Genomic DNA, 22,626 nt, shown 5'->3' with positions numbered 1-22,626 from the left:
GGTGGTTGTTGGTCTATTCTACATTAATCATCGGGAATCAGGCATTCGTTAAAATTTGTTCTGCGTGGTGTTGGGTATCTATTTTGCTAATGATGTCGGTAATGATACCGTTTTCATCGATCAGGAAAGTGGTCCGAACGGTACCCATAAAGTTGCGGCCATACATCGATTTCTCTTTCCATACATCGTAAGCTTCCACAATGTGTTTGTCGGTATCGGCTACGAGTGTAAACGGTAAATCGAATTTCTTACTGAATTTCTGGTGTGATTTTTCATCGTCTACGCTCACACCCAGAACTTCATACCCTGAAGCACGTAGTCGCTCATAGTTATCGCGCAGACTGCAGGCCTGAGCCGTGCATCCAGGTGTATCATCTTTCGGGTAAAAATAAAGTACTACCTTTTTACCGCGGTAATCCGAAAGCTTGATCGTCTGTCCGTTTTGGTCGGTACTCGTAAAGTCGGGGGCCTGTTCGCCGATAGTTAAGCTCATTGTTTATAAAGTTTTTATCTCAGATTGAACCCATCAGCAGATGGTGAAAGCTGGACTAAAATTTATCGCCTTTTTCGCTTGCGGTTCGGCGTAGCTTTTCGCCTGACAATTGGCCGTGGTTCCTGAATGGTTGCACTGTCGGAACCGATATTGCCCGACTGATCTTTTACCTGCACCAGTACTTCCGCACCGGTCTCGAATGGCTCATCAGGATTCAGTTTATCCGACCAAAGTAAAGCGCGTTTATAATCATACTGCATCAGCACCCATTCGCCATTGACCAGAGCCCTGAATTCGGCAATGCCGGATAGATCATCCCTAATTTTTGCCGAAATGCCTTTGGGCGTAGCCGACAGAATTTCAACCCTCGGCGGGGTAGCATCTGTCAATAGCTGAAACCGGCCAAGCGAACGTGTTTTGAATTCAATCTGCCCTTTACGCCATGTTCCACCCAAGAAACTCTCGTGTCCGCCACTAATCCAGTATGCTTTGGTGCGCATGGTGTCAATAGCAATTGGGTAATTCGGTACGTGCTGAATGGTCAGGTAATCGTTTATCGGAATTGTCGACTGGTTAATTTCCAGTATACCTCCCGGCAACGACCGCATGGTTAGATGCAACGTATCGAAAAGCGTTCTCGGCCCAAACTCCAGCCGGTTATTTCCATTTACAAAAACCTCATTCCGACCCGGCACGATACGTTTCTTGAAATTGGTTCGCACAACCCCCTTGCCAAACTGAACGGAGTCGGGTAATGTCTGCCGCAAATCTATAAGATAAACAGCTTGGTTGTTACGTATATAGCTAACGGCTTGCTCAATTACCGTACGACCTGTTATCAGTTTGGCAACGGGCGGATTAGTGGTGGAAATATTTCTGGCGGTTAGTTTCAGTACGTTCTCATCCGTGGTAATCGTTACGGTCGGCTCGCCAACAATGGGTAGCTCAGGAGCAGGCTTGGCAGTTGGCTCAACTTCCAGTGAATCCGTTAGTTGCTGACTAACTGGCAAAACTTCAGGCTGGATGGTAAACGTTAACTGAGCCGAATTGTCGTAGGCATCATAAAGTGTGAGCGTAACCTCGTGGGGCTTTCCATCGAGCAGGGGCAAACGACCCCGATAGGCAGCATTACTTTGTAATTTATACAGGTTCAGGATATTACCATCGGCAATGTAACCCCGGTGATACCGCTGACCGCTCGTTTGTTCCACTTCATAATTTTCGTGAATATTCATGAAGCGTGTATGCTCATTCGGGAAGCTGTTCATGTTGTAGGCAAACACTTCGCGTCCGTCGAGTCGTATTTCCAGACAACTGATTCCGTTGCGGTAGGGCGATCCGCTGGTTTTATCGTACCCAAGCACTTCCATACCGATCAATCCGGAAGCAGAAATGGGTTGTGTGATCGTATACGTACCATTGGCCTGACGAACAGGTACGTAACTGACACGCTGGTATTCGCCATTGATACGCGATGTGGCGGTCATCGTTTTAAGGGCAATCCGCTCAAAATAGGGGGGACATCATCCCGAATTTCTGAAAAGCCATACAGCAGCGGATTAATCAGGTTATCCTTCGCATCGCGGACTTCGAAGTGCAGGTGTGGCCCGCCCGAACCGCCGGTATTCCCCGATGCAGCAATAATGTCACCTTTCGTAACGGGAAACTGATCCGGGGACAGACGCAAGTCAATTTCGAATGTTTTCTTTTGGTATTGCTGTGTGCGCAGATACGTACCGAGCGTATCGTTGAGGGTTTTGAGATGGCCGTAAACCGTAGTCAGCCCGTTTGGATGCTTAATGAAAACAACGTTGCCATAACCACCCGTAAAAACAGCAATACGCGATACGTATCCATCGGCAGCTGCGTGAACCGGCAACCCTTCGCGGCCACCCGTGCGGATGTCTATACCGGCATGAAAGTGATTCGGGCGTAAATCGCCTAATCCACCGGCCAGCGAATTTGTCATGCCGGGCTGAATCGGGAACAAAAAATAGCCGGGCTGAATGAGACCCGCCAGCATGGAGCCCGTCGGAGCGGAAGGGTTTGTATCCGACTGAGGCAGCGTAACGCCGATTTGGCCAAACGAAAGACTAAGGCCCGATAGAATTGCAAAAAAAAGATAAACGATGGATTGTCTCAAAAGAAAAGTAGTTTGGCAGGTGACTCGCAACACGTGGTCGGACTACCCCTGACAGAAACGTTATTTTACGTCGATTTCCAGCATCTTCCGATCGTCAATGTAAGCGGTCAGCCGGTCGCCAATTTGCACAGGACCCACACCTTTTGGTGTTCCGGTAAACAGAATATCGCCCTGCTGCAATAGAAAATAGCGGGATACAAACGAGATCAGATAATCGATTTTGAACAGCATCAAACTCGTGTTTCCTGATTGCCGGGTTTCTCCGTTTAGGTCCAGTCGGAAATTCAGATTCTGTAAATCCGGAAAATCCGATTTCGGAATAAAGGTTGACATCGGCGCTGATCCATTAAACGATTTGGCCAGCTCCCAGGGAAGCCCTTTCCCTTTCAGTTTACTTTGGACATCACGAGCGGTGAAATCAATTCCAATGCCGATTTCGTCGTAGTATTTATGAGCGAATTTCTCGTCGATGTTCTTGCCAACCCGATTGATTTTTACCAGAATCTCCACTTCATAATGCACATCCTTTGAAAAATCGGGGTAGAAGAACGGTTCATTTTTGAGCGGAACGGCTGTTTCTGGCTTCAGGAAAATGACCGGGTCTTCAGGCTGCTCATTATTGAGTTCATGAATATGCTCAACGTAATTTCGGCCAACACAAATAATTTTCATAGACGCTACGCAGATATCCTCTCTGCACTTAATACGGACAAGTTGCCCGTGTTACATTAAACCCATATGTAGAACGCAAATCTAACGACTAAAGAGGGCTTGACCGTACCGGCCCGGAAAATTTCTGAACAAATCTGGTACCTTATCGGTCATATAACGTCAGAATACATAAGCCACGATAACACTTACACAGATGAGAAAAACCCTAATTATCATGTTGTCTCTCGCTTTTGCCGTAACGGCCTGCGAGAAGGTGCCTCTAACCGGACGAAAGCAACTGATTTTAGTACCACCCAGTGAAATGCTCGCTATGAGCTTCACGCAGTATAAACAGTTTTTAGATACCAGCCAAGTCGTACCTACCAGCAATAACGACGCAGAAATGGTAAGCCGCGTAGGCAGCCGCATCCGTCAGGCTGTTGAAAGCTACATGAACAGCAACGGATTCAGCAAACGCCTGGAAGGCTTCCAATGGGAATACCACTTAGTCCAGAGCAATCAGGTAAACGCCTGGTGTATGCCCGGAGGAAAAATAGTAGTGTACTCGGGAATCTTGCCGTACACACAAAATGAAGCTGGCCTGGCTACCGTATTGGGGCACGAGGTGTCGCACGCCATCGCTGAGCACGGCAACGAACGAATGAGTGAAGGACTAGTTGCAAACGGATTGCTTCAGGCTGGTCAGGTAGCTACAGGTATTGGTACGTCTGGGAAAAGTGCACAAACTCAGGCGATCTTTCAGCAGGCGTTTGGTGTCGTTGGCCCACTAGCTTATCAGTTTGGCAGAGGATTGCCCCATAGCCGCAAACAGGAGTCGGAAGCCGATCACCTTGGGTTAATATTTATGGCTATGGCCGGGTATGATCCCAATCAGGCCATAGCGTTCTGGCAGCGGATGGCGAAAGCCAGTGGTGGTAAAGCACCAGCAGAGTTTTTCTCAGACCACCCCTCCGATGAACGTCGGATTTCTGATCTGCAAAAGTTACTGCCCGATGCCATGAAGTACTACAAACGATAATTCTACGTAGCAAAAAATAGAAAAGCCGGAGTCGACTCCGGCTTTTCTATTTTTTGCTACGCAAAGTTTGCCACTTTCGGGTAGTTCTGGTTTACTTTTCCTGTAACGATTGTACAACCTGACGTACTTTCTCGGCCGCTTCTTTCAATTCAACTGCCGATTGTACTTTCAGACCTGACTCGTCAATGATCTTCGCGCCTTCGGCAGCATTGGTGCCCTGAAGCCGAACAATGATCGGTACGGGAATATCACCAATGGCTTTGTACGCTTCAACAACACCCGTAGCGACACGGTCGCAACGGACGATACCGCCAAAGATGTTAATCAGAATGGCTTTTACGTTCGGATCTTTTAGAATAATCCGGAAACCTGCTTCCACTGTTTTTGCGTTGGCACCACCCCCTACGTCAAGGAAATTCGCTGGTTCGCCACCCGACAGTTTGATAATGTCCATGGTTGCCATGGCCAGACCAGCGCCGTTTACCATACAACCTACGTTGCCGTCCAGCTTAACGTAGTTCAGGTCATTGGCCGAAGCTTCTACTTCGAGGGGATCTTCTTCCGTAATGTCACGAAGGTTGGCCAGATCAGGATGACGATACAGTGCGTTATCGTCCAGGTTTACTTTCGCATCAACGGCCAGGATCTTGTTGTCCGATGTTTTCAGAACCGGGTTGATCTCAAACATCGACGCGTCGGTATCAACGTACGCTTTGTAAAGTGACGTAACGAACTTCACCATCTCTTTGAAGGCTTCGCCCGACAGCCCTAGTCCAAAGGCAACTTTACGTGCCTGAAAGGGTTGTAGACCAACCGCCGGATCAATCCACTCCTTCACGATTTTTTCGGGCGTTTTCTCAGCAACCTCTTCAATATCCATACCGCCCTCGGTGCTGGCCATAATGACGTTGCAAGCTTTGCTACGGTCGAGCAGGATGCTAATGTACATCTCTTTCGGTTCCGAAGCCCCAGGATAGAAAACGTCCTGAGCCACGAGCACCTTATTAACTTTCTTTCCTTCCGGACCCGTTTGGTGCGTTACCAGCACATTGCCAATGAGGTTTTTAGCGATGTCGCGCACGTCGTCAACTGACTTGGCAAGGGCTACACCCCGTTGCTCGCTGCCAACAACTTTGCCTTTGCCCCGCCCGCCTGCGTGAATCTGTGATTTCACGACAACGAACTTTGAGCCAGTTTGCGCCATAATCTGTTTGGCGGCCTCAACGGCCTTCTCGGGTGACTCGGCTACGATGCCCTCCTGAATCCGGACGCCGTATTTTTTGAGAATTTCTTTACCCTGATACTCGTGTATATTCATGACAACTGCAACAAGGAGTGTTGGAAATCGTATTTTTGCGCGGCAAGTTAACAGGAAATGATGAATGATGAATGATGAATGATGAACGTGATCGACTAAAATCAATCGCAACGGCTCTTTCCTCCCTTATCACTCATCATTCATTATTCCTCATTTTCAATGAATTCGCTTCTCCAAACAACCGATATCCGCCGGAACTACGGCAATTTACCCGTTCTGAAAGGAATCAATCTTCAAATCGAACCCGGCGAAGTAGTGTCCATTGTGGGTGCGTCGGGCGCTGGTAAAACAACGTTGCTGCAAATTCTGGGCACACTTGATCGGCCCGACTCCGGTGAGTTGCACATAGCCGGTCAGAATGTGTTTACACTGAATGATCGGCAGTTGGCTAAGTTTCGAAACGAACGTATCGGCTTTGTTTTTCAGTTTAATAACCTACTGCCCGAGTTTACGGCGCTCGAAAATGTATGCCTGCCCGGATTTATCTCGGGGAAAGACGAACAGGCCGTTCGTGAGCGGGCCGAATCGTTGCTGACAACACTGGGTCTGCAACACCGGCTCAATAATTTACCCTCACAGATGTCGGGTGGCGAGCAGCAGCGGACGGCAGTAGCGCGAGCGTTGATCAATGAACCCGCTATTGTTTTTGCTGACGAGCCAAGTGGCAATCTTGATTCACGTAATGCGGAAGAACTGCACCAGCTGTTTTTTCGCCTTCGTGACGAGCTTGGTCAGACCTTTATAATCGTTACGCACAACGAGCATCTGGCGGCTCTCGCTGACCGTACGGTTACTATTCGCGATGGTCTCCTTTTCGATTAGAAACGTAACCAATTCATACGACCGAATAATACACTTTCTTAGGTAAATATACTTAAGATCAAGCTAGAAAACACTTAGATTATTTTCAGATAAATTACTGATAATGAGTGATTTATTTTTAGGCTGCAAAAATATTTTTTGGAAAAGAATCAAATTCATATATTTTTGTTTTATAATTGTGTCGAAAAGAAAAGTTTTTCATAACGTTGAGTAAATCAGAAAGCCAAGAGAGTGTCTCGCTTGGCTTTTTTGTTGTATACACATCATTCTATAAATTACATATAATCAGGGTAATTTGTACTTCGCTGTTACCTTGCACAGCTGCTTCTTTTGGGTAGTTACCCTCTTTTTTCTTCCTTTACTAAGATTCCTGCAATTTATCTGGCTTGTCTGGTCCGAGCTGCATCATTAGAGATTTTAGCCCCGCAAACGGGAAATGAGTATATTGCAGAATCTATCCAGAGGGGATGCATTCGCAGAAAACGTACTGGAGCCTACATGTTCACATAGCTAAGATCGCTGGTACACAAGTAAACAACAGTTCAATGAATTTAGACGTACTAATCGCACCACTAACGGTGCACGAAATTGAATGGCGAGTCCAGAGCCAAACGAAAGATGGTCAGAAGATTGTCGTTGTGCCGTATATCACTAATCGTTGCGTCATGCAGCGTTTCGATGATCAGTTCGGATGGGCAGGCTGGCAGAACGAAATTAAGGAAATTGAAGGTGGATTTTTATGTACAATTACAGCCGTGTTACCCGGTGGAGAAATCGTTCGTAAAACCGACGGCGCCAGTCGAACCAGCGTAGAGCCTGTGAAAGGTGGCATTAGCGATGCTATGAAGCGGTGCGCTGTGCAGTTTGGCCTTGGGCGGGCGCTTTACGATTTTCCGAAGGTGCTTATTCAAACGACGGATAAATACATTCCTGACTGGGCTGTTCCCTTGTTAGACAGGATGGTCGAAAAACTTAATGCGGGGGGTGTCGTGCGCGATGTAGTTGTACTGAAGCCTGAACATGCAAAACCAACTGCCACAAAAGCCGTTTAACAACATACCTATACAAAAACCAGAAAGGCGTCAATGCAACAGCGTTGACGCCTTTCTGGTTTTGAAGGATAATGTCGGTTCGGGTGCCGGAATGTGGTGTAGGTTTCTCAAAAAAGACACCACAGAGCGACTCTACTTCATCGGAGAGTAATCCGTTGGTTTCATATAAACCGATTCCACTTTTGTTGTCAGAGAACCGTCTTTTTCAGATTCGGCTTTGGCTTTCACCCAGACCGGGTCTTTCCGGAAATCCTCAAAATGCGTTTTCCCTTCGGCTTCAGTCGGATGCGCCAGAATGTAAATTAGTTTAGGCTGAACACTGGGGTCTTTCTCTTCGGTAACCCAGTAGCCAATATTGGTCATACCATGCTTCTCAAACAGTTTCAGCGTATGATCGCGGAATCGGGTTAGCAGATTGGGTAATTTGCCCGGAGAGGCCGTATAGGTACGTAGCTCAAAGGTGCGTTCGGGCGATGCTTTCTTTAGCTTGATGGCGGGCGAAATATCCGCTTCAGTCATAAAGATTTGATCGACGTGATCAACCAGTTTGCCGTTGGCTTCGGTTTTGGCAACTACGGCTTTCCATTCGGGATCACTGCCGAACGCTTTCCAGGAGGCATCCCGCGCTTCACGGTTCGGATAGGCCAGAATATAAATCACCTCCTTCCGCGACGTATCGGTAGGTGTCCAGTAGCCGATATTTTCCATACCATGCTTCTCGAAAATTTTTGTCGTGTACTGCCGGAATCGATCAACGATTTCAGCGTATTTGCCCGGCGTCGGATAGTAAATACGCATTTCATAGAGTCGGGAGCCGGGTTTAGCCGGATTGGGCTTTGCAAAAGCAGTTGTACTTGCCAGCAGGCTAAGGGCAACAAGAGAATAAAATATCTTCATGGTACCCTACAAAGAAACAGGTGATCGTAAATTACTTTCTTTTTAGGGGATTCTTTTGCAGGAAAGTTACAATTAAGCAGGTTATCTTGCGAAGTAGCCATAAAGCTCTATTTTTGTTGGTCTACCACTGCGTTCCTACAATTTCTACACTATGCTGAGCCGCGTTGCCAATTCTGTTTACTGGATGCACCGCTACATTGAACGGGCCGAAAACTATGCCCGCTTTATGAGCGTAAATTTTAACCTGGCACTCGATTTGCCACCAAATGTAAACCAACAGTGGGAGCCTCTGCTTATCGCCACGGCCGATGATAAGCTGTTTTTTAAGTATTATCAGGAACCAACGCGCGAAAACGTCATTCACTTTATGACGTTCGACAAGCGTAATCCAAACTCGATTGTATCCTGCCTGAGCGAAGCCCGTGAAAATGCCCGCACAATCCGTGAGGTTATTTCAAAATCAATGTGGGAACACCTGAATAAGTTTTACCTGATGGTGCGCGACACACCGCCCCAGCAGGAGTGGGGACAGGTGCAGGCACAGGAGTTTTTTCTGGACATCCGCAATGGTGTGCAGTTGTTTTATGGCATCATCGACTCGACAGTGACACGTAACGAAGCCTGGCATTTTGGTCGGTTAGGGCGTTTTCTGGAGCGGGCCGATAAAACATCTCGTTTCCTGGACGTAAAATATTTTACGCTGCTACCCGAAATTGAAGCGGTTGGTTCTACAATTGATCTGATGATCTGGTCGGCTGTACTACGGTCGGTGAGTGCGTATAATATGCATCGTCAGCAGCATCGCTCATTGACCCCATCGAGTATAATCGACTTTCTGATTCTGGATAAAATGTTTCCTCGGGCGGCAGCGCACTGCATTCGTCAGGCAGAGCTATCGCTTTACGAAATTTCAGGTAACAACATCACAAATGGGTTCGGCAATTCAGCCGAGCGTACGCTTTCCAGGCTCCGTTCTGATATTGAGTTTACGGAAACGGCTGATATTTTCAAGATCGGGCTGCATCAGTACCTCGATAATTTTCAGTTTCGGACGAATGAAGTGGGCGCTACCATTTTCCAGACCTATTTTGACTTGAAGCCGGTAGAAGTGTAATGATTGAATGATTGATTTTCTCCTATTCTATTGGTCAATCATTACTGAAACACCGGAATGGTAAGCGCCACATATGGCATGCCTACCCGGTTGCGGAAGCGGTTGTTATCGGCAACAATATCCCGGTTGTTAACCGTGGTTTCTGTGGTGAGCCATTGGTAGGCCAGTTTCACGCCAATACGCTGATTGAGGTAAACACGGGCGTAAACTTCTGTTGAAAGGGTTCCGATGTCGTTATCGCCCAGCAGTCGCACATTGAAATAGCTTGGATGCGATTGCTGAAAGGTAGCAGGCCCCTGGAAATAGGCCGAGGTTGAATCGGTATTTATAAACATGCCGTTCGACGATTTATAACGTCCGGTACGTGATTTTCCCAGCGTTAACCCCAGCAAATCAGCACTTGCCCCTACTTCAATACGTCCAAGTTTAAGCTGCGCGCGAACCCCAAAACTCACCGACGTCATGCTTACGTAATCGTAGCGAACAGTGTCGATGTTATTTGTAATCAGCGGAGCGCCCAATGCGCCAAAGCCTGTTTTACCCCGACTCAGGCGGGCGGGAGCGGTATAATAATTAAGATTGTCGCCATAAAAAGCGCCCAGACGAACGGTCCAGCCGAGCGACAGGATCTTCTGCTCCCCTGTATTGATCAGCTGATAATACGTAATGGAAGGATTGTAATTATTGGTGGTGTAGGCCATTCCCAGATCGACCCCACTGCTAAGACGTGCCGAGACGGGCGATTGCCCAAAACTATGGAGAGAAACAAACGTAATGAGTGCCGCAATGTATTTCGTCATGTAAACAAATCAGGCTGTTGTAGCCGACAAAGATATAGTCTGAACCGGGATTCGAGGGATTTAAATGATTGACAGGATTCGGAGGCCTATTAAGCCGTCGGGAAATCCTGCCAATCGTCTAAATCCTTTAAATCCTGCTTCAGACCATTTTTAGTACTACAGCACTTAAGGGCGGCACATCCAGCTGAAGCGACTGCGGCCGTCCATGCCATGTTTCTTCGACACTGGTCAGGGCGCCGGTGTTGGTGATACCACTTCCGTAAAATTCAGATGCGTCGCTGTTGAAAACCTCCTTGTACGAACCCGCCGACGGTACGCCAATACGGTAGCCATGCCGCGGAACGGGGGTCATATTCAGAATAACCAACAAGGTATCTTCCGGCCGGTTTCCTTTGCGGATATACGTAATGACGCTGTTTTCCCGATCGGTGGTATCAATCCATTCAAAACCATCGGCCGTAAAGCTGCGCTCATGCATGGCCGGTTCGGTTTTATACAGCGTATTCAGGGCCCTCACGCAGGCAGCCATCCCTTTATGCGGAGGAAATTCCAGTAAGTGCCAATCTAAACTGGTGTCAAATTTCCACTCCGATGTTTGACCGAACTCTCCGCCCATAAATAGTAATTTGGTGCCAGAGTGGGTAAACATGTAAGAAAATAGTAGCCTTAGGTTGGCGAATCGCTGCCACTCATCGCCCGGCATTTTATACACAAGCGAATGCTTTCCATACACAACTTCGTCATGCGAAAGGGGCAGCATGAAGTTTTCGGTAAATGCGTAGATCGTGCTGAATGTCAGTTCATCCTGATGGTATTTGCGGTAGCTCGAATCACGCTCAAAATAACGTAGCGTATCGTTCATCCAGCCCATCATCCACTTCATTCCGAAACCAAGCCCACCCGTAAAGACGGGTCGGGATACGCCCGGAAACGCTGTCGATTCTTCGGCAATCGTCTGTACGTCCGGGAAGTCTTTATAAACGGCTTCGTTTATTTCTTTCAGGAGAGAAATCGCTTCCAGATTTTCGCGGCCACCGTATATGTTGGGTTCCCACTCGCCAGCGTTACGTGAGTAATCCAGATAAAGCATCGATGCTACGGCATCAACCCGTAGGCCGTCGACATGAAAACGATCGAGCCAGAATATCGCATTACTGAGCAAAAACGAACGGACTTCCGGCCGACTGTAGTTGAAAATATAGCTTTTCCAGTCGGGGTGGTACCCTTTCCGCATGTCGGGGTGCTCATACAGATGTGATCCATCGAACTCATACAGGCCATGTGCATCGCCGGGGAAGTGTGAAGGTACCCAGTCAAGAATGACGCCGATGCCCGCCTGGTGAAGTCGTTCGACGAGCTTCATGAAATCCTGTGGCGAACCGAAGCGGCTGCTGGGCGCGTAATACCCCGTAATCTGGTAGCCCCATGAGGGCGCATACGGGTATTGCATAACAGGCATGAACTCAACGTGCGTGAATCCCATATCCTCTACATAAGGTACCAGCGCATCCGCAATTTCGCCATAGCTCAGTTCGCGGTCGGGGTCGCCGGGGTCACGGCGCCAGGAAGATAGATGCACTTCATACACCGAGAAAGGAGCATTCAGCGCGTTTTTTGCCTTCCGGTTGGTCATCCAGTCCTGATCCTGCCATTCATAGTACGTATCGCGTACGATGGAAGCTGTTTTTGGCGGAAGTTCCCACCAGTGAGCATAAGGGTCGCCTTTTTCCAGTTCGCGTCCGCCTTCGTGAACAATAAAATATTTATACGTTTCGCCCGAGCCGATATGTGGAATAAACGCTTCCCAGATGCCCGATGAATCCCAGCGTACATTCATCGGATGCGTTCCTTTATCCCAGTTATTAAAATTGCCCATAACGGCTACGTAGCGGGCAGACGGAGCCCATACGGCAAAGTAGGTGCCGACAACTCCATTATGCGTAACGACGTGAGAGCCAAATTTCTCGTAAAGACGCTGATGTTTTCCGGATCGAAATAAATAGATATCGAAATCAGTAAATCGAGAGTAAGGGCCTGATTCTTGAGGAGGGGCTTCTGTAGGAGCCGGTTCGGTAACAGGTTGATCGGATACTATAGGCTGAGCCGTCTGTTCTGGTTCGGCTGCGGGTGTAGCAACTTTGCGTTTTGCCATAGGTTTGGAACGGGTATAGATACGTAGTGAACGTTATCAGGGCCGGAAAGTTAGAAAAAAACTTAGCCTTCCTACGAAGGATGTAATCAATTTGTCGGCCAGTTTGCCGAACCTTTTCTAAGAATGGCGTCAATGGCTGACCGATCCAGTTTCTCGGGTTTGGCGATTTTCAGGCAGCTTTTCCCCGCCCGGACTGGCTTTAGCTGGTCGGCATATTGGGCATCGAGCTCCGGAAAGCAATACAAGGGGGATAAGTAGAACATGAGAAATTTGTCCGTCAGACGCAATCCGGCAAAATGCTTCCCGTTCAGCAAAAACTCCTCAATGCCACCCTTAGGCGTATTTCCGGTTGCGGCTGCATAGGGGCGGGCTGCTATCCCTTCTATGGACAGCAACTGGTCTTTTAGCGAATCGTATAGTTGTTGTAGCATGTGTCTTTGGGGTACACCGGTTATTTGGGTTGAAGTAAGCCCGTTTGTAGCATAGGTACGTCGGGTACTACGTTTCCGGCACTTAGGCGTATTTTTTCAATTTCACGCACTACGTCGATGATGCCTTTGAGCGGAATTTTTACCCAGGAAGGCCGGTAGCTGATTTCGTAACCCAGCTCATACACGGCTTTTTCGAGCAGATAAATCAGCAGCAGGAAGTTGATTTCACTGTTGTCCTTAAATAGTGGATGCGGGGTGCCGAAGGCATCCAGATAGGCATCCAGAAACGTATCGCGGATCAGGAAGAACCAACGATCGGAAACCCGCTGTAAATGGTCGGGCTCGATGCCTTCCGTTTCGGACGAGTTGAACAGTTTAGCCGAAACCGCGTAATGATAGGATCGGATCATACCGGCAACGTCCTTCAGCGGGGAGTGTTTGATTTTACGTTCGCTGATGCTGCTTTCGGGCTCGCCCTCAAAGTCAATGATGACAAAATCATTGTCGGTAGCCAGAACCTGCCCCAGGTGATAGTCGCCATGAATCCGTATGCGGAGCGATTCGAGCGGACGGGTGCGGAAGTCAGCAATGAACGTATCGATCATTTCTTTCGCTTCCATAAACACCCAGGCCAGTCGTTGCGCCTGTGCATCAAGTTTGGTGTAATTGTCGATCAGGAGGGAATACCGACGCTCAAGCAGGTCTTCAAACCGTTTTATTAAAAACTGACGGTACTCATCGGTGAATGTTTCGGGCGCAAAAGCAGCATCAGCATTGGGTTTATAGAGCGCACAATGCAGCTCACCTGTCCGGCGGCCCAACAACTCCACCTTATCAAACACATCTTCCCGAATGGCAAACAGTCGATTTGGTACGCCATACAGAAAATCATTGAGATAGTCGCCGGTTTGCATCCAGGAGTCCTTATCATTGGGCACCATCCGTTGCATCATGCCAATCGTTACGTCGGCGCTACCGGCACGCTGCCAGGAAATACTTCCGCCAAAAGCGGGAATGTTGGTAAAATGACTTTCGTCGGTCAGAAACGCAACCATATCGACTTCCGGATTGGTTTCCTGAAAGAGTTTCCGGTAGAGTTTCAGAAAATACGTATCTCCGAAAATCATGGCCGAATTACTCGAATCGACCGGAAGTACGTGCGATGCAGGCATATCGTCGCCTTCTTCCAGGCCCAGTCCCCGATGGAATACCAGTTGACCATCTGATTGGGTCAGCGTTTCGTTGTTGTAAATAGCTGAAAACAAAGCCTCTCTGAATCGTTCATCGTAAATGGCATCAATTAAAAGCCCCATTTGATTGCCCAGCGTTACGTCGCCAATACGTCCCTTTTCGGGAATGTCGGCTCGCTGAAAGGGGGATTTGGTCTTATCCGCAATGAACGATATAGGCAGCAGGTAGCTTTCAGCGGCTCCTTCGGTGTAGGTCACTCCCAGAATCAGCAGATAGGCTACGCCTTCGTCCCGCAAGGGCAACGTATGCACCATTTTTACCGAGAAACCGGTTTGTTGCCGGGCTTTTCCCGCAAACCAGCGGCATGTGTTGACATAAGCCGGTAAAAGCGTTTCAGCCAGCGATGTCCAGAAATCAGGATACGTCACAACGTCCGTCCAGCGGGTGGGAGAAGTCAGCGATAAGGTATTGACCATAAAAACGGCGTCCGATAAGAAAGTTTTTGCCAAGCCTTAACTAAAGCAAAAAACGTTGTAAGTCAAAAATTTCTTGAATATACAATAAAATATACTGGACAATCGGAATCGCAACTGCTCCTGGTTGGCCGCAGGCGATCCTTTCCGTCAACAAAAGAAAGCCAGTCGTTTCAATTCGCGACTGGCTTTCCTGATACTGTATCTTACCCGTTAAGGCTTTGGTGGTTTCAATACTGTCGGATTTGGGCTGGGAATAGTGTAAAGGATTTCCTTCTTCACGGTCCAGTCGGGCAGCTCACGAGCCAGTTCGTACATCAGTGCATCGTCTTTAGGCTCCACCAGCAGTGTTTTTCGGCTTGCATCAATCAAGTTCGTTTTCGAGCGGATCAACTGCATATCGCTGTCGGGCAAAGGCAGGCTGCCCTTGAAATTGAGTATATATCGATCCTGCGCCATACTATTGATTACCAGTTTATTAACCGTTACGTTCCTCTCGGTTGACTGCATAGGTAGCAAACAATTTTCAGACAAACAACATTCCGGTTCCTTCGAAGGTTGGCCCGAAACCCATCTGTTTAACATGCTCGGCCAGAAAACGTACAATCGCTTCTGCCCGGTCGGCGGTACGGGGCATTTCCAGAATCGCGGGTTCGTTCGATAAGAGCCGGGCGGCTACACCCGTAGCCATAGGACAGGCCATGGACGTACCGCTCATAGGCGCGTAACCACCCGGTACCGAGGAGATAATTCCTACACCCGGCGCGATAAAATCAACTTCAGGACCGATGTTTGAAAACGCAGCCACGAAATTTTTCTTGTCCGTGCCATAAGGCGCTGCTACGTTGGGCGCATCGGTCGTATTTGCCGGGAATGTACCTTTCCGGCCCATAGCGCCTACAGCGAGCGATAAAGAATATGAGGCCGGAAAGCTGACCGGCTGGCGTCCGTCGTTGCCGGTTGCGACGAAACAAACCGTGCCGTTGCTATGCGCAAAACTGATGGCATCCTGCGTAGCATCGTCTGCATCCCCTCCGCCCAGGCTCATGTTGATCAGGTCGCACCCATCGGCTACTGCCTGTTCGATAGCCTTGATAATGGCAAAATTTGAAGCGCCTTCGGTTGCCTTACCAAATACGCGATAAACGTGTAGTTCTGCGTCGGGGGCTGCGCCACGAACACCGGTTGGTGGCGTACCGTGCGCAGCTATAATGCCTGATACGTGGGTGCCGTGTTCGTCAACATCTGAAAAGTCAACTGGATTATCGCCCGTAACCGTACAGGCACCGCCCGTAATGGTCAGGTCGGGATGTGGGCCTGCACCCGTATCAATGACGCCAACCTTCACACCACGACCAGCTGGTTCGCCAGCATCTGTTGGTGGATAGAAAAAAGTCTTAGCATCCAGATAATCCAGTTTTACGGGCTGAATACTGAACGTATCGCCATTTTTGAGTGTCACCTTCTGCTTCCAGAAACTCCAGTAGCCTATTTTGGGGTAAACATATACCTGGTCGAGAAGGCGATTGCCAATAGTTTTGAATCGCACCACCCCCTGCGCATTGGATTCGGCCTGTTCGCCTTCGCGCTGCGCGAAATTGGTGAAGGCAACCACCGTTGCGCCGACAACCGGCTTGCCCGTTTTAGCTTCTTTCAACTGAATCTTAACACTGACTTTCGCCTGACCTGCCAGTGACTGAGCCTTTACACGAATTTCCTGCTTCCAGCGCTGTGTATAATAAAATACTTCGGGCACAATACGTAGTCCGGGCAATTGAGCCCGTAAACTAGGTAGCTCGGATTCGGGCAGCCGGACGAGTTTGGCGCTGCCCTGGTACGTGGAATCGAGCACAACGGCCTGTTCAGAAAGGTTATTCTGAAGCACATCGTCCAGATGCGTATCCACGGTTAGTTTTGAAAATACCTCCCGCGTTTCTGAAATCGGGTTTCCATCCGGAAACCGAACGCCCTGTTTGGGTAGAATGACGTAATTCCGATAGGTCTGCTTAGCCATAGGAACTGGGTTGAGAAGTTAGCTGAATGGTTCTGCCAGTCTATCGTTTCGGGCAGAGCATGCAGGCATCAATTATACGTAGCAGCCATCAGGAATGTTTGGGGTTAAAAGTAATTTAACAATACCCCAGCCAACGACCCGATTCCGGCTTTCAGGAACTGCTGCGAGAAAGAGCTTGTATTCGCCCGAAAATGTAAATGACGATTTGGCAAAGGGTTGCTATCGGAGGTAGACGTAATCTGATCTTCACAGACAATTAATTGAGCCGTACAGCAAAAATGTGCTGGTTTCAAATGTGTAGCTTTGGCTTATTAATCAACGGATTATCTTTCTGCACAAGGCCATGACGAATGTATATGACTTCCTGAAATACCAGCCCGAGACGTATAGGCAATTCGTTTGTAATGAGCTGCTCATTGCCTATTACGATTGCCCGCAATCCCGGCAACGGGAGGATGTCTTTTCGCATCATAGCTACCTGACGTTTGTGGTTAGCGGAAGCAAACGATTTCACCGGGAAGGTAAAACCTGGACATTCACCAAAGGCAGCCTGGAATTTGTCAAGAAAGGGGGCTTTATTCAGGAGGTCTACCTGGGAGAAGGCTTACGTGCCCTGACCTGTTACGTACCCGATACGTATCTGAAGCAGCTCATCCAGAACTTCCGGCAATTTTATCGGGGAAAGCCTATTGCCCATCATTCAACGGAACCCGTTATTCAGCTGGCAACCAACGAAACCACGATTGGCTTTGTGCAGACTCTGCTAGGTTTATTTAATCAGGAAGTACCACCCTCTGAATCTACGTTAGAAAATCGTTTCCAAGAGTTTTTTTATACGTTGCTCATCAACCCCGACAATCAGGCGCTGGTGGCCTACCTGAATAGCCTCACCGACCGCCCCCGCACATCGCTCTATGAAGTACTGGAGGCCAACTTCATGTATCATCTTTCGCTCAATGAGTATGCGCAAATTGCCAATCGGAGTTTAGCTACGTTCAAACGGGAGTTCAGAACGATGTTTGATTCAACACCCGCCCAGTGGCTCATTCAGAAGCGGCTCAGCTACGCCTTAACCCTGCTCAACTCAACAGAAAAAAGTATTGGGGATGTGGTTTTCGAAAGTGGCTTTGAGAATGGCTCCCATTTTAGTCGGGTCTTCAAAAATAAGTTCGGCATTTCGCCCCTGCAGTACCGAAAACAGCGTCTATTACGACCAGAACGACAATTGTCTGTTTGAGTTCAAGCCAGCGATCGGGATTCACGGTACTACCCGCAAAGAGGTGTCTGTTTTCATCACTTTTCCTAGTGGCTTGTTATGACCTTCCACTGCCATGATAAACTTATATGAATTTTTGCGCTATCAGCCGGAGCTTTACAAACAGCTCATTTGTAAAGACTTAATGTTCGTATACTACGAATGTCCGCAGGTCATACGGAAGGTAGACGTATTTACGCACTACAATATTCTCAGCTTTGTCATTGAGGGGCGAAAACTGATGCACCGGCCCGATGAAACGACATTGCTGGAGGAAGGACACTGTTATTTTCTGAAGACAGGTGCCTACAATCAGGAGCTTTATCTGGATGAAGGCTGGCGTTCCATGAATTTTTATATTTCGGATAGTTATCTACAGCAGTTCATCAAAGAATACCTGCCGGCTCAAAAACAGAAAATAGCACCTGAGCAATCCCTCAGACAGATTAACGAACTGGAGGCCAGCGAAGCAACTCTACGATTATCGCACCAACTACTGGCTTGCTTTGACGAAGAACCCGCCCCCACTGAAGACATCCTGGAGCATCGTTTTCAGACGTTGTTCCGGTCTCTCTTAGCCGAGCCCCGGAACCAATCCCTCGTGGGCTATCTGGGCAAGTTGGCGAAAAGTAGTCGCTCAGATTTGTATACGGTCATGGAGACAAATTTTATGTATAATCTGTCGCTGGCCGAGTTTGCTCAACTGGCCAACCAAAGTTTAGCTACGTTCAAGCGGGAGTTCAAACGTATTTTTCATACCACACCCGCTCAGTGGCTTATGCAAAAACGACTGGCTCATGCCAAAGCCTTGCTGAAAACTACAGAGAAAACAATTAGTGAGATTGTTCAGGAGAGCGGCTTCGAGAGCGGACCACATTTCAGTCGCGTTTTTAAGAGTCAGTTTGGTGAGTCTCCCCTGCAATATCGAAAGCTGTTGATTCCTGATTGAGACCCTGTTTTATATTCTGTTGTACTTTTCTTAAACCCCTTTTATTATGGAAACGATTGTTGCATCGGACTTGCAATCCCGATTGCAGGGGCCGCTTATTACGCCTGAGCACCCTGAATACCACACAGCACGTAAGGTTTATAATGGGATGATTGATAAACATCCGGCTCTGATTGCCCGATGTAGCTCAGTAGACGATGTTGTTACGATGATTAATTACGCCCGTGAGAACGCCTTGCTGGTTGCCATTAAAGGAGGTGGGCACAACGGAGCTGGTCTGGGTGTCTGCGATGATGGGCTTGTAATTGATCTGTCAGGTATGAAACGTATTGAGGTTGATCCTGATAAGCGGACTGTTTGGGTAGAAGGGGGTTGCCTGTTGCGGGAATTGGACGCTGCCACACATGCGTATGGCTTAGTGGTACCAACGGGTATAAACGGAACAACGGGTGTGGCAGGGCTAACCCTCGGTGGTGGACTCGGTTACCTGACCCGGCATTGCGGACTAACCATTGATAATTTACTGGAAGCCAATATGGTATTGGCTGATGGCCGCGTTGTTAAAGCGTCGGCCAGGGAAAACGAGGATTTATTCTGGGCAATTCGGGGGGAGGGGGAAATTTTGGCGTCGTTACGTCCTTTCTGTTTCATGCGCACCCGATCAGTACTGTAGTGGCCGGACCAATTCTTTACGAACTGGATGATGCCCGAGAGATGATGCAGTGGTATCGGGAGTATATAAAAGATGCGCCAGACGAAATTAATGGCTGGTTTGCTTTCCTGACCGTACCCCCCGGTCCCCCGTTTCCAGAGCATCTACACATGAAGAAACTGTGTGGGATTCTGTGGTGCTACAGTGGTCCTCTCGAAGAGGCTGATAAACTACTTGGACCGATACGTCAGGTAAAAGCACCGGTCCTCGATCTTGTGGGGACGCTGCCCGTTCCGGTGTTACAGGGTATGTTTGACCCCTTATATCCACCTGGCATCCATACGTATTGGAAGGCTGATTTTGTGGATGAACTAACGGATGAAGCCATAGACATACACATCCAGCATGCAAAGCAACTCCCAACCATGCTCTCGACCATGCACCTCTATCCGGTTAATGGGGCTGCTGCCCGTGTAGGTGATCAGGAAACAGCCTGGAACTACCGCAACGCTACTTGGGCAATGGTCATTGTTGGGATTGACCCCGATGCGGTCAATGATGAATTAATTACAAACTGGGCCAGAAATTACTGGCAGGATTTACACCCTCATGGGGCCGGTGGTGCTTACGTTAACTTCATGATGGAAGAAGGTGAAGACCGCGTGAAAGCGACTTACGGCCCTAATTATGACCGATTGGTAGCGATCAAGTCGAAGTATGATCCTGCTAATCTGTTCAGGGTGAATCAGAATATCAAACCAGCTTAACGAACTCCGTACCTCTTTATCGGCTGTATCTGTAACAGGCAAGTATACCCTGTCTGGCGAAGCTATGCCCAATTGTCTGTCCGCTTAACGAATTGATCCGTCATGAAATGTCCGCTGTTTTATCCTTTCCTGCTACTGTCTGTGCTGCCTGCGCCTGTGTGGGCGCAGGAAAAATACCGTATGTAATGCCTCGTTTTGACGGCGAATTTCGGCTGGATGGTATCCCCGACGAGCCGGGTTGGAAAGCCATCCCATCGTTCCCGGTAACCATGCATATTCCGACCGTAGGTGCTGAGCCGACCGAACGTACTGAGTTTCGGGTAGCCTACGATGATAACTTTCTGTACGTAGCAGGCTGGCTATACGACAGCGATGCGAAGAACATTCAGGAATTAACCTTCAAACGCGATGACTTTGGTGCCGCCGATTGGTTCGGGATTGCCCTTGATACGTTTGCTGACAAAGAAAATGCTTTAGCGTTTTACACCACCCCAAGCGGAAATCGGATAGACGCTGCTAATAAGAACGACGCGCAGGGCGACGACTGGGTCGGTACCAGCCACAATACATTCTGGTATTGTGCAACGAGCCGCAATGCCGACGGCTGGTTTGCCGAGTTCAAAATTCCACTGTCGAGTCTACGATATCAGGATGTTAACGGCCGTGTCACGATGGGCATGCACCTGAACCGCCGGATTGCCCGTAAAAACGAATACATCACCTATCCACTCATTTCGAATCAGTGGGGATTTGCCAGCCAGTTTAAAGCTTCGCAGATGCAACCCATTGTGTTCGAGCATCTACGGCCCCGAACACCCGTTTATGTAACGCCTTATGTACTTGGCGGGGTAAGTTCCGTCCCTCAACTCAATAACGATCAAACGGCTTACCAGCTTCAGCATACAGCGACCTGGAATGCTGGGCTGGATATGAAAATTGGACTCACCAGCAATCTCACCGCCGACCTGACGATCAACACCGACTTTGCCCAGATTGAAGCCGATGACCAGCAGGTGAACCTGACCCGTTTCAACCTGTTCTTTCCTGAAAAACGACTGTTTTTTCAGGAGCGGGCCAGTATTTTCAATTTCAGTTTTGGTGGCGTCAACCAGTTATTCTATAGCCGACAAATTGGTCTGAACGAGGGGCAACGAGTGCCTATTCTAGCCGGTGGTCGAGTGGTTGGGCGGGTTGGTCGCTGGGATGTGGGTATGCTGGATATGCAAACGAAAGCCGTAGGCAACCTGTCGTCTGAAAACATGAGCGTCATTCGGTTTCGCCGGCGGGTGTTGAATCAGAACTCCTACATCGGTCTCATGACCACCTCACGGCTGGGGACGGATGGCCATGCCAACGTAGCGTACGGTGTTGACGGGATCTTTCGGGTATACAAGCAAAACTTTCTGAGTGTCAACTGGGCACAAACTTTCGACCGGCTTGCCAATGAACATACATCGAACAAAGGCCAAACGCAGCCTCGCCAGTTCTTCGATCCGGCCCGCTGGCAGGTGCGTTACGAAAAACGTATTCTAAGCGGGTTGGGCTATGATCTGAGTCTTTCTCAGGCGGGCCGAAGCTATAATCCTGGTCTCGGTTTCGAATCCCGGAAGGATTATACCCGGTTTGGCGACCGTCTGTTTTGGGGATGGTTGCCCGGTAAAAACTCGGCGCTGGTGAATCACCAGATTAGCCTGTACGGCTATGTGTTTGTACGAAATAGCAACGGCACCGCCGAATCGATTGACGTGTCTCCTGGCTGGGATGCTTTGTATAAGAAAGGCCATAGAGTACAGCTAAAATTTCGAAACTCTTTCGAGAGTGTGACCGATACGCTGACACTTTTCGGTATAGCCCGAATTTCGGGTGGCCAATACGTTTTTCGGAGCCTGTATGGCTTGTTTGCCACGCCAAGTAACAAGCCGTTGAATACCATACTGGAAGTAGAAGCGGGGAGTTTTTATGATGGGTCCCGTTTGTCGTTGAGCCTTCGACCGACTTGGGCGATGTCGCGGTATCTGGAGTTGAGTAGCGCTCTGCAATGGAATCGGATTCAGTTTCCGTCTCGTTCTCAACAGTACGATGTTACCCTTGCCCAGGTTCGTATGAAGGTGTCTCTAAATACGAAAGTATCGACGGAGGCCCTGATTCAATACAACAGCGTAGCGAAGTTGGTCTCGTCGAATATTCGTTTCCGGTACAACCCCCGCGAGGGTAACGACCTCTACATCGTTTTTAATCAGGGTACCAGTACCGATACTTTTGAGCAATCCGGGGCTCGGTTAACTGAACCATTGAGACCTCTCCTGACAGATCGTACGGTAATCATCAAATACTCCTATACATTCGTAAAATGACGGATTGTGTAAATTTTAGCCGCGCCCAACAAAAACCTCACCCAGTCTGACCAGGTGAG

At 48.6% G+C, this 22,626-nt stretch carries 19 protein-coding genes and 1 pseudogene; 9 read left to right on the top strand and 11 right to left on the bottom strand.

Annotated elements, in window-relative coordinates; all coding sequences use genetic code 11:
• Positions 1 to 37: 37 nt before the first annotated feature.
• The 3 genes and pseudogenes from bcp to LN737_RS29395 form a co-directional block, all read right to left on the bottom strand.
• Complete coding sequence (gene bcp / locus LN737_RS29405; protein ID WP_405514598.1) at positions 38 to 493, bottom strand: thioredoxin-dependent thiol peroxidase; 456 nt, start codon at positions 491 to 493, stop codon at positions 38 to 40.
• A gap of 62 nt (positions 494 to 555) precedes the next feature.
• Positions 556 to 2,516: pseudogene (locus LN737_RS29400) on the bottom strand (M23 family metallopeptidase).
• Positions 2,517 to 2,696: 180 nt separating this feature from the next.
• The gene (locus tag LN737_RS29395) at positions 2,697 to 3,308 is read right to left on the bottom strand and encodes a fumarylacetoacetate hydrolase family protein (RefSeq protein ID WP_405514596.1); all 612 of its coding nucleotides are present in this window, start codon (positions 3,306 to 3,308) and stop codon (positions 2,697 to 2,699) included.
• Between the two features lie 193 nt (positions 3,309 to 3,501).
• On the opposite strand from LN737_RS29395, the gene LN737_RS29390 reads away from it, so the two are divergent.
• The gene (locus LN737_RS29390; RefSeq protein WP_405514594.1) at positions 3,502 to 4,326 is read left to right on the top strand and encodes a M48 family metallopeptidase; all 825 of its coding nucleotides are present in this window, start codon (positions 3,502 to 3,504) and stop codon (positions 4,324 to 4,326) included.
• A 91-nt stretch (positions 4,327 to 4,417) separates the two neighbouring features.
• Here LN737_RS29390 and sucC read toward each other — a convergent pair whose 3' ends face one another.
• Positions 4,418 to 5,644 carry an ADP-forming succinate--CoA ligase subunit beta gene (sucC, locus tag LN737_RS29385; RefSeq protein WP_405514592.1) on the bottom strand — a complete coding sequence of 409 codons (1,227 nt, stop codon included), beginning with the start codon at positions 5,642 to 5,644 and terminating at the stop codon, positions 4,418 to 4,420.
• A gap of 159 nt (positions 5,645 to 5,803) precedes the next feature.
• On the opposite strand from sucC, the gene LN737_RS29380 reads away from it, so the two are divergent.
• A complete protein-coding gene (locus LN737_RS29380) occupies positions 5,804 to 6,466 on the top strand; it encodes an ABC transporter ATP-binding protein (RefSeq protein WP_405514590.1) in 663 nt (220 codons plus the stop codon).
• Positions 6,467 to 7,011: 545 nt separating this feature from the next.
• Positions 7,012 to 7,518, top strand: coding sequence for a Rad52/Rad22 family DNA repair protein (locus LN737_RS29375; protein ID WP_405514588.1), 507 nt, complete (start codon positions 7,012 to 7,014; stop codon positions 7,516 to 7,518).
• Positions 7,519 to 7,650: 132 nt separating this feature from the next.
• Here LN737_RS29375 and LN737_RS29370 read toward each other — a convergent pair whose 3' ends face one another.
• Positions 7,651 to 8,415 carry an NIPSNAP family protein gene (locus LN737_RS29370; protein ID WP_405514586.1) on the bottom strand — a complete coding sequence of 255 codons (765 nt, stop codon included), beginning with the start codon at positions 8,413 to 8,415 and terminating at the stop codon, positions 7,651 to 7,653.
• Between the two features lie 151 nt (positions 8,416 to 8,566).
• Between LN737_RS29370 and LN737_RS29365 the strand changes: the two genes are divergently transcribed.
• Entirely contained in the window at positions 8,567 to 9,529 is a 963-nt protein-coding gene (locus tag LN737_RS29365; protein ID WP_405514584.1) for an alpha-E domain-containing protein, read from the top strand.
• Between the two features lie 41 nt (positions 9,530 to 9,570).
• On the opposite strand, the gene LN737_RS29360 is transcribed toward LN737_RS29365, so the two are convergent.
• The 6 genes from LN737_RS29360 to LN737_RS29335 all read right to left on the bottom strand — a co-directional run bounded on the left by LN737_RS29360 (position 9,571) and on the right by LN737_RS29335 (position 16,590).
• Positions 9,571 to 10,329 (bottom strand): hypothetical protein, encoded by a 759-nt coding sequence (locus LN737_RS29360; protein ID WP_405514582.1) that lies wholly within the window; start codon positions 10,327 to 10,329, stop codon positions 9,571 to 9,573.
• A 139-nt stretch (positions 10,330 to 10,468) separates the two neighbouring features.
• Positions 10,469 to 12,481 (bottom strand): 1,4-alpha-glucan branching protein GlgB, encoded by a 2,013-nt coding sequence (gene glgB / locus LN737_RS29355; RefSeq protein WP_405514580.1) that lies wholly within the window; start codon positions 12,479 to 12,481, stop codon positions 10,469 to 10,471.
• 86 nt (positions 12,482 to 12,567) lie between these two features.
• On the bottom strand, positions 12,568 to 12,912 hold the full coding sequence (locus LN737_RS29350) for a hypothetical protein (RefSeq protein ID WP_405514578.1): 345 nt from the start codon (positions 12,910 to 12,912) through the stop codon (positions 12,568 to 12,570).
• A gap of 20 nt (positions 12,913 to 12,932) precedes the next feature.
• Positions 12,933 to 14,579, bottom strand: a complete 1,647-nt coding sequence (locus LN737_RS29345; RefSeq protein ID WP_405514576.1) for a putative maltokinase — start codon at positions 14,577 to 14,579, stop codon at positions 12,933 to 12,935.
• A gap of 210 nt (positions 14,580 to 14,789) precedes the next feature.
• On the bottom strand, positions 14,790 to 15,086 hold the full coding sequence (locus tag LN737_RS29340; protein WP_405514575.1) for a hypothetical protein: 297 nt from the start codon (positions 15,084 to 15,086) through the stop codon (positions 14,790 to 14,792).
• Positions 15,087 to 15,102: 16 nt separating this feature from the next.
• A complete protein-coding gene (locus tag LN737_RS29335) occupies positions 15,103 to 16,590 on the bottom strand; it encodes a S8 family peptidase (RefSeq protein ID WP_405514573.1) in 1,488 nt (495 codons plus the stop codon).
• 343 nt (positions 16,591 to 16,933) lie between these two features.
• On the opposite strand from LN737_RS29335, the gene LN737_RS29330 reads away from it, so the two are divergent.
• The 5 genes from LN737_RS29330 (at position 16,934) to LN737_RS29310 (ending at position 22,567) form a co-directional block, all read left to right on the top strand.
• The gene (locus LN737_RS29330; protein WP_405514571.1) at positions 16,934 to 17,827 is read left to right on the top strand and encodes an AraC family transcriptional regulator; all 894 of its coding nucleotides are present in this window, start codon (positions 16,934 to 16,936) and stop codon (positions 17,825 to 17,827) included.
• A 163-nt stretch (positions 17,828 to 17,990) separates the two neighbouring features.
• Complete coding sequence (locus tag LN737_RS29325) at positions 17,991 to 18,794, top strand: AraC family transcriptional regulator (RefSeq protein WP_405514569.1); 804 nt, start codon at positions 17,991 to 17,993, stop codon at positions 18,792 to 18,794.
• 46 nt (positions 18,795 to 18,840) lie between these two features.
• Positions 18,841 to 19,467, top strand: a complete 627-nt coding sequence (locus LN737_RS29320; protein ID WP_405514567.1) for an FAD-binding oxidoreductase — start codon at positions 18,841 to 18,843, stop codon at positions 19,465 to 19,467.
• A complete protein-coding gene (locus LN737_RS29315) occupies positions 19,467 to 20,213 on the top strand; it encodes a BBE domain-containing protein (protein ID WP_405514565.1) in 747 nt (248 codons plus the stop codon). Before LN737_RS29320 ends, LN737_RS29315 begins: the two co-directional genes overlap by 1 nt.
• A 107-nt stretch (positions 20,214 to 20,320) precedes the next feature.
• Positions 20,321 to 22,567, top strand: a complete 2,247-nt coding sequence (locus tag LN737_RS29310; RefSeq protein WP_405514563.1) for a carbohydrate binding family 9 domain-containing protein — start codon at positions 20,321 to 20,323, stop codon at positions 22,565 to 22,567.
• The last annotated feature ends 59 nt before the right edge of the window (positions 22,568 to 22,626 follow it).

This window comes from Spirosoma sp. KNUC1025 (assembly GCF_045160025.1).
GTDB lineage: Bacteria > Bacteroidota > Bacteroidia > Cytophagales > Spirosomataceae > Spirosoma.
Note: the sequence above shows the minus strand (reverse complement) of the source record. Positions and strands in the feature narration are given on the sequence as shown.